The 8,674-nt window shown below is 28.6% G+C and carries 7 protein-coding genes; 5 read left to right on the plus strand and 2 right to left on the minus strand.

The window, feature by feature from the left end:
- Positions 1–830 precede the first annotated feature (830 nt).
- Positions 831–1,766, plus strand: a complete 936-nt coding sequence (locus NSA58_RS11655; RefSeq protein ID WP_039678242.1) for a PHD finger domain-containing protein — start codon at positions 831–833, stop codon at positions 1,764–1,766.
- Between the two features lie 149 nt (positions 1,767–1,915).
- On the opposite strand, the gene NSA58_RS11660 is transcribed toward NSA58_RS11655, so the two are convergent.
- Positions 1,916–2,488 (minus strand): hypothetical protein, encoded by a 573-nt coding sequence (locus NSA58_RS11660; RefSeq protein ID WP_039678243.1) that lies wholly within the window; start codon positions 2,486–2,488, stop codon positions 1,916–1,918.
- 533 nt (positions 2,489–3,021) lie between these two features.
- Here NSA58_RS11660 and NSA58_RS11665 point away from each other — a divergent pair.
- The 4 genes from NSA58_RS11665 (at position 3,022) to NSA58_RS11680 (ending at position 6,908) form a co-directional block, all read left to right on the plus strand.
- The gene (locus tag NSA58_RS11665; protein WP_152607197.1) at positions 3,022–3,843 is read left to right on the plus strand and encodes a hypothetical protein; all 822 of its coding nucleotides are present in this window, start codon (positions 3,022–3,024) and stop codon (positions 3,841–3,843) included.
- A gap of 103 nt (positions 3,844–3,946) precedes the next feature.
- Positions 3,947–5,194 (plus strand): DUF1232 domain-containing protein, encoded by a 1,248-nt coding sequence (locus NSA58_RS11670; RefSeq protein ID WP_257560490.1) that lies wholly within the window; start codon positions 3,947–3,949, stop codon positions 5,192–5,194.
- A 201-nt stretch (positions 5,195–5,395) separates the two neighbouring features.
- A complete protein-coding gene (locus NSA58_RS11675) occupies positions 5,396–6,547 on the plus strand; it encodes a hypothetical protein (protein WP_257560491.1) in 1,152 nt (383 codons plus the stop codon).
- 94 nt (positions 6,548–6,641) lie between these two features.
- On the plus strand, positions 6,642–6,908 hold the full coding sequence (locus tag NSA58_RS11680; RefSeq protein WP_039678241.1) for a hypothetical protein: 267 nt from the start codon (positions 6,642–6,644) through the stop codon (positions 6,906–6,908).
- Positions 6,909–7,004: 96 nt separating this feature from the next.
- Here NSA58_RS11680 and NSA58_RS11685 read toward each other — a convergent pair whose 3' ends face one another.
- Positions 7,005–8,603, minus strand: a complete 1,599-nt coding sequence (locus NSA58_RS11685; protein ID WP_039678253.1) for a peptide chain release factor 3 — start codon at positions 8,601–8,603, stop codon at positions 7,005–7,007.
- Positions 8,604–8,674: the final 71 nt, after the last annotated feature.

Here is an 8,674-nt window from a genome sequence, read left to right on the forward strand (position 1 = left end):
ATGTGAAGATAGGAACTATATCTATAATAGTTACTTTAATATTATGGATAATTACAAAGACAGTGGTATCAAATTTAACTAAAAAAAAATCAATGTAAATATATAAAAAAATATCCCTTTTGTTTATAAAACATAAACTTAAGGGATATTTTTTTATTTCTAGCTTTGTGACTTGGTCAGCGTACAAAGCGAATTTTCTATAAAGAATATAATAATCATGAACTTATTATGGAAAATATCTATAGAGTACTTTTAACAAGAAGTAGAAAAGGAATGATTCTATATATTCCACAATCAGGGGTACTAGACGAAATTTATGATTTCTGCAAGAAAATAGGAATTATAGCTTTTTCATATTAATGAGTATTATCATGGAAAACTTCTAAAGCTCTTACATCACAATTTAATTCTTCTCTAATTTCACTTTAAATTGCAGATCATAAAGACTCACCTTCTTCAACTTTCCCACCTGAAAATTCCTACATATTTGGTAGACTCATACTCGGAGATCTTAAAGCATATAATATCTCATTGTTTTCATTTTCTATAATAGCTGCTACTACTTTTATACTTTTTTTCATTATGTAACTTCAGATTATTTTATAGATTTATTATACTGTATATTTAAGAGAATAGAATATCAAAATTTATTAAGCAGAAATGATTTTGAATATAGTAAATGAACCATTGTGTGCCTTATAATTATAACCGGATGGCATGTAGCATAAATAGGTACTTCTGTATGTCTATCTACTACAACTCAAAGTACATATATACCCATATAAAATCATATAATTTAAAAAATATATAATGTGGAGGGAAGGGTTAGTATGGATGAAACGGATAAAAATATATGCACTTTTTGTGATGAAGAAGTTGATGAGGAAGATAAATTTTTGTGCAAAAACTGCGATGCTATATACCATAAAAAATGCTTATTAGACAACAATGGTTTATGCAAAATTTGCAATCATGATAATATGAATGATTTACAATTGGAAGAAGAAAATAATCAAGAAACGAACATAAATGAAAATTCAACACAAGGTGAAGAAACAGAATTAAAAGATAATAAATTCTGTACAAATTGTGGTCAGTTATTACAAGACGGACAGTGTTACTGCCCTAAATGTGGTATGAAAGCAGATGAAGTAGATAAAGATAAACCAGTAAAAAATCTAGTTTCACCTAAATTCAACAAAAAGTACTTAATAATAATTCTATGCATAATAGGTATTAGCATAATAGGTGTTTCGGTTCATAATTATAATAAAAAACAAGAACAACAACAAGCAAGGATAGAATATATTCAGTTAGTAAAAGAATATCAAGAAGAAGTACTATTAGCAGGAGCAAATTTAGAAGATATTTCAGATACAGTTCAAAAATATTGGCATGAAAATATTTTTGAGGACAAACATGGCTCTAGTATAGATTCAGCTATTTTAATGGCTGTTTTGGATAAAAACGAGGAGATTGAGCTAGCTAAAACTTATGATGAAGAAATACAATTGTTATATAGTAAATTAAAATCAATACCTGAAGGTAGTGAAGATTTATCAGATGTGCTAAATATAATAAGTGATACATATAATTCATATACTAATTTTTATGATTTTGCAATTGAACCAACAGGAAACTATAATGAATACTCAGATAAAAATAGTTCCAAAACTGATGATTTTTTAGATAAATATAGAGTACTTGAAAATTATATAGAAACAGATACGGAATTTAGTAATACAAATACGAAAGAAGTATCATAGGGATTTGATATAGATAATGAAACTTTAATTTATGGTTGTAGAGAGGTTTGGGTAAAACAAACTTACCTACAGTCACAATTATTATAGTGATTTTATTTTGAAAATAAATATGAAAGCCTGGAGTTCAATTCTCCAGGCTTTTTGTAGTACTATGATACTTTCTTTATTTGATTGTAAATTTTCATTACTTTATCAACTCGGTCGTTGTATTTATTTATATAGTCATAAGCACATAATTTATTTTTAAAACCAAAATAAGTAGGTTTAGATTGAAGGTTATCTAGTTTATCACATTCAGAAATATCTTTTTTATACTGATTTTTAAATTCATTATAAGCTTTATCTAAATTATCGTTCATATCATTTAACATGGACAACATATCTTTGGCTAATATATTAATCTCTTTATTATTTGTTGAGTTATTTTCTAAAAAAGAAATAAGAGATTGAGTTTTTTTCTTGTTTTCCTTGATTTTTTTTAAAGTTGGTTCAATGTAGCCATAGTCTACACCAACTTTTTCTGCTTTATGTAATTTTATAGGATTTAAGACAGTTGGATATTTATCTAAAGTATCAAATTTATCCTTTTTTATATAGGTTTTCAAAGTCTTAGTGTATTGTTTTGTGCTTAACTCATTTGACTTACTTGATGCAAGTATATTGGGTGCGCTGACTGTAAGAATACAGAGTGAAACCATAATGATTTTTAATATTTTTTTCATATAATCACCTCAGTATTTATTTTGCGAAGTTAATGTATAAATATACTAAAATGATGGAATAAGTATGTAGAGAAATCTACCCTTTGATAACATTATGATATAATAATTATAATCAAGAAAGATAATAATAGAATTGCTTAAAACTCTGAAAAAGGTCCAGAGTATAATTTTTCATCAGTAGTGTATCATGAAACTATTTATTAGGATTTTGGAGAACATAACAGAAAATTTGCTTTAAGGGCTAATAAGTTTCCAAATTATAAAAAATGTTTAGATGAGTTGAATTTATTTGTAGAATATGATTAAAAACAATATAGAATTAACATATGTAAAAAGGGAGGGGGAGGCTTATGATGATTAGTCTAGAATCATATATGGAATCTTTGGAAGATAAAAGTTATGAAGGTCTAATAAGAGAACGAGACGCTTTAATTAAGGAAATTCGAGAATTTGAGAAAAATAAAGATCGTTGGGGAGATGAGTGTATGGTACATCCTTCCCCAGATGTAGTGTATCAGTGTAATCTTCAGTATTTGGCTAGATTGTGCGAATTAATAGCTAAAACATATAACTGTGTTTATGTTCAAGGAGAAGTTAAAGAAAAGGAAAATTTTGAGTGGATTTACATTATCAGAGAGTGGTTGTCGAATAAGCAAATATATGAAAGTACTGTTGAAGAAAATGTTATAGCACGAAAGAAGGGCAAGGAATACTCGTTATCAGACCACTTGCAAGGTTTAATATATTCTTTATTGAGTAATCAACGCCCTTGGAGTAGGATAGTACCACATCTTTCAGAAATAGATTCTATTTTCTATAATTACGATGTGGATAGAGTGAAATCAACAGATGGTGATTTTTTTGCAAATGAAATATGTCGAATAAAATGTGGAAATCGAAATATTGCCTCACAGATGCGAAATATCAATAAGAACATAGAAACAATGGAAAAGATAGAGCAAGATTATGGTAGTATGGATGCGTTTGTTACATCAGCACCTGTCTATGAAGTCGTAAAAAGTTTATCGGCATATAATTCTAAATATAAGTTACATAATGTGGGAGAACCATTAGCTTGGGAATATCTACGTAATGTTGGAATAGATGGTGCAAAACCGGATGTTCATTTGTGCCGTTTTTTCGGTGGTAATCGTATGGGAAAAGGTAACCACTCTCCTGCATCTATGAGAGAGGTTTATGAAACGGTTTTAAGGATCTCGAAAAATACAGGGCTATCAATGGCTCTAATTGATTCATTGGTATGGAATTATTGTGCGGAAGGATATGGAGAAGTATGTACAGCAAATCCTAAATGCACACAGTGCCCTATTAGAGCATTCTGTCAAGAACCTTGACATCTGGTCAAGTTTGTTAATATAAATATACATAAAGGTATAACCATCAAATAGAAATAAGAAAAGCAAAATATAATAGCAATTATTTATTGGGAGAGTAAAAATGAAATATATATGTCCAGGATGTAATGAAAAGTTTGAAATAAGTAAGGCTGATTTAATAATATGCCCCTATTGTGATACTCATATAATCAAAGAAAGTGAATATAAAAAAATAAAAGATACTTTACAAGACAATAAATATACAGAAGATGATTTAGAAGATATATTAAAAAATGAATCCAAAATATATGAAAAGATAAAAGGAACTCCTTTAGAAAAGGTAGTAAAGTATATTGAAGCTATGTATAAACTCTTAAAAGATCCAAAAGCAGAGTGGAAGAGTAAGATAGTAGCTTTAGCATCTTTAATATATGTATTTAATCCAGCAGATATAATCCCAGATATAATCCCAGCTTTGGGACTAGTAGACGATGCAGGTGCAATTATGATTACTGTAGGAGTTTTAGGTAAAGCTATAGAAAAGTATATGACTGAATTAAATAATAAAAAAGGCAAAAGTGATAAAACAATTATATATAAATTAAAAGGACAAACTTCTACAGATGAAACTGTTGGAACTCAAAAGAAAAATTTATTTATATGGAATATACCTTCTAGAAAGAGAAACGACATATATGCACAACTGATTACAGGAAAAATGATTAATGGAAATGAAGTTTATGTGTTAAATAGAAATATAGGAGAGCATTTAGTTCCAGCAAATGATTTTGATAAATATATTACGGATAGCATATTTAATGAGGCTACAATGATATTAAAAGCTTTGGGAGTTGAAAAAATTACATGCACAAGAAAAATAGCTACTGCAACAGATAAAAAGATAGCAGCAAAGGCTAAATTCAAGTCAATATTTGATGGTGATAATGATATCAATATAAAAGGTGTAAACGTACAGGAAGATAAAATAGAGAGTGTTTTTGAAAAAATGGACTTAAGTGAAAGTCTAAAAAATACAGATTTTATAGACAAGTTAATATGGTATTTCACAGATAATTCCATTATAAGTGACACTATATTCAATGAAAGATTTATACAAGGATTAAAAAGAACAAATATTAATAGAAGTTTAGAACTTAATTCAGTTTTAGATATAGATACTAGAGCTAATATAAAAAAATATTGTGAAGTTACGAGCAGTGTAAATATTAGTGAATGTGTAAAAATACAGTGGAATATTGATGTTGAATACCATTCACTGTCTGATATAGATAGCCAATGTTTGAAATCAGTATATGAAGATATCCAAAGAAAAATTAATATAAGAAGAGAAGCGATAGAAGAGTTTTAAAAGGATAGCAAGTCAACCCATTGAAACTGCTTGGCTAAGAGGCTTATTCCTTTATATAATTTAGTGAACTTTAGATTTTAATGTAAATTTATAAAATAAAAATAAGTACCTATTCGAAAGGTACTTATTTTTATGTTAAAATATACCTAATGGGATAATAGAATAAAGATAATTAGGGCTTAATAAAGGGGAGTGGGGAAGTTGCTAAAAATACATGAAAAATTACAGCATTTAAATGAAGAAGAATTAGATGATTTAATTAATTCATATTATGAAGGTGAAAAAACAGTAAAGGAATTAGTAAAAGAGTATAATGTAGATGTTACGCCATCAGTTCTTTATAACTATTTTCCACCAGAAGAGTTGGAGGATGAATTTTGTGTTCATTGTGAAAGTAATATGTTTAAGAAAAGAGAGTCAAAATCATTGTATGGATATAATCTAAATAAACCCTACTGTATTGTTTGTGGTCATGAAAATACACCTAACTGCAACTGTGATACTTGTATTATGATTAGAAAACGTATAAATGAAGAAAAAAGGGAAAAAATAATAGATTTATATAATCCAAGTAGATATACTCTAATAGATATAGAAAGTTTAAGTTTTAAGCAAAGAGTATACTTAGGTACTTTAGTTAAATATTGCTTAAGTGAAGATACTTCGCACTTAAACTCATTAGATGAAACTGATATTTATATTATGCCAAATGACTTAGATGTAGAAATACCTAGATATTTATTTCGTGAAAGAATTATATCTCCATATATATACTCTGATATAACAGCTTTTGAGGATAATGACGAATTTCCAAAAACATTTTATCTAAGTAGAGTAAAATATAATATGAATATCAAATATGATAAAGATAAAAGTGATACATTATATAAAATAAAAAATCCTAATTTAGAAATAGATATAGAGGAAGCATATAATATGTGGAAGGAAATTGCATTACAGGAATGTTTAGAATATTTAAATTATCAAATGGAAAAAGTGAATTTTGAATTTAATCCTGGTGATAAAACATTACTTATAATGAAAGAATTATTAAATGATTTTTCAATATCTCAAGTTTTTGCAATAATTCATAGTGGAGTTAGAAGTGCTAGTAAATACTATTTGGAAAGAAGAGTGTCTAAAAAACAAGCAGCAAATTCAGTTATAACTAATTGTGAAAATTACAGAGATAAAGCATTGTTACAAAATTGGAATATTAGTCATTATAATAGACCTTGGGATTTACCTCAAACTGGCTTAAGTGAGTTCTTGTTTAATAAGGTTTTAAAAATAGGTAATAAGTACCTAGATGAAGTTATTTCTATTGATAATTTAAAACGATTTATCATCTAGTTATTACGGAAGTGCACATGACTTATATAAGTCTGGAATAATTATGATACTATTTAAATAAGTAATTAAATATAAGAATTAAGGGGAGGATATTATGGATACAGTTGAAATTGTAAGAACCGTAATAGGAGTAGTATTTATACTATTTGGATTAGGGGTATATGCATATGATAAACTTCACGATATGAAATATTCAGAATTTAGATATAGCCCTATAAGTTGGATTTTTTGTTTATTGGCAGGTATTTTAGCTATGGCTTATGATGTGAAGATAGGAACTATATCTATAATAGTTACTTTAATATTATGGATAATTACAAAGACAGTGGTATCAAATTTAACTAAAAAAAAATCAATGTAAATATAAAAAAATATCCCTTTGTTTATAAAGCATAAACTTAAGGGATATTTTTTTATTTCTAGCTTTGTGACTTGGTCAGCGTACAAAGCGAATTTTCTATAAAGAAGTTTCTCTTAAAACTAAACCTTCATTTCTTTCAGCTAGAGTTCTAACAGACCATTCATTTGCGAATAATACTACTGGATTTCTATTTTTATCTTCAACTAGTAATGTATCCATTGGCATTGAAAGCTTACCAAATTTAGAAAGATCATTTTCAACCCAACGTAGATGGGCGTAAGGTAGTGGATACATCATTACATCAACACCATATTCTTGTTTTAGACGATATTCTAAAACTTCGAACTGAAGTACACCAACAACTCCAACGATAAGTTCTTCCATACCACCATTAGGTTGTTTGAATACTTGTATAGCACCTTCTTCTGATAATTGAGTAACACCTTTTACAAATTGCTTTCTCTTAAGAGCATTCTTTGTAGATACTTTCATAAAGTGTTCAGGAGCAAATTGTGGTATACCAGTGTATTGTAAGTTTGATTGTTTTGCACTTAATGTATCACCAATATTAAATATTCCTGGATCGTGTATACCAATGATGTCACCTGGATATGCTTTATCAATCATTACACGGTCTTGAGCCACGAACTGTTGAGGTTGTGAAAGTTTAATTTTTTTACCTCTTTGAACATGGTTTACTGTCATACCTTTTTCGAATTCACCAGAGCAAATTCTTAAGAATGCGATTCTATCTCTGTGATTTTTATCCATATTAGCTTGGATTTTAAATATAAATCCTGAGAAGTTATCAGAGGTAGGATCAATTTCACCTAAATTACTTTTACGAGCAGTTGGTGGTGTTGTTATATCTAGGAACGATTCCAAAAATGGCTCCACACCAAAGTTAGTAAGGGCACTTCCGAAGAATACTGGTGTTAATTCACCCTTTAATATTGTTTCTAAGTCAAAATTATCCCCAGCAATATCTAAAAGTTCAATATCTTCTAATAGTTTTTCGTGAAGGTCATGACCTAATAAATCAGTGAACTTCTCATCAGATGGATCACCAGTTATACAGCTGGCAATAGCTTGTCCATGGTTACCATCATCAAATACTTCAACTTGATTTTTATGACGATTAAATACACCTTTGAATTCTTTACCAGAACCAATTGGCCAGTTTACTGGACAAGAACGAATTCCTAGAACATTTTCAATATCTTCAAGTAATTCAAATGGGTCTTTACCTTGACGGTCCATTTTATTTATAAATGTGAATATTGGAATTCCTCTCATTTTACAAACATGGAATAATTTCTTTGTTTGTGCCTCAACCCCTTTAGCAGAGTCGATAACCATTACTGCAGAGTCTGCAGCCATAAGAGTTCTATAAGTGTCTTCACTGAAATCTTGATGACCAGGAGTATCAAGAATATTTATACAAAAGTTATCATATTCAAATTGAAGAACACTTGATGCAACAGAGATACCTCTTTGTTTCTCTATCTCCATCCAGTCAGATACTGCATGTTTTTGAGATCTTCTTGATTTAACTGAACCGGCTTCACGAATGGCTCCACCATATAATAGAAACTTTTCAGTTAATGTAGTTTTTCCTGCATCGGGATGTGAAATGATTGCGAAGGTTCTTCTTCTTTTAACCTCATTAATCAAGTTTAAATTTTGTTCTGTCATTTTTTATCATCCTTTATTTTAAATTTATGATTATGCAAATATAAAAATATATTTATTAGTAGTTTTAAGAT

Origin of the sequence: Terrisporobacter muris (assembly GCF_024621905.1) — a bacterium.
In the GTDB taxonomy this organism is placed as follows: Bacteria; Bacillota; Clostridia; order Peptostreptococcales; family Peptostreptococcaceae; genus Terrisporobacter; species Terrisporobacter muris.

Excerpts from the sequence above, each read along its gene's own strand:
- NSA58_RS11685 (WP_039678253.1), bottom strand. The coding sequence starts at position 8,603 with ATGACAGAACAAAATTTAAACTTGATTAATGAGGTTAAAAGAAGAAGA.
- NSA58_RS11660 (WP_039678243.1), bottom strand. The coding sequence starts at position 2,488 with ATGAAAAAAATATTAAAAATCATTATGGTTTCACTCTGTATTCTTACA.
- NSA58_RS11655 (WP_039678242.1), top strand. The coding sequence starts at position 831 with ATGGATGAAACGGATAAAAATATATGCACTTTTTGTGATGAAGAAGTT.
- NSA58_RS11680 (WP_039678241.1), top strand. The coding sequence starts at position 6,642 with ATGGATACAGTTGAAATTGTAAGAACCGTAATAGGAGTAGTATTTATA.
- NSA58_RS11670 (WP_257560490.1), top strand. The coding sequence starts at position 3,947 with ATGAAATATATATGTCCAGGATGTAATGAAAAGTTTGAAATAAGTAAG.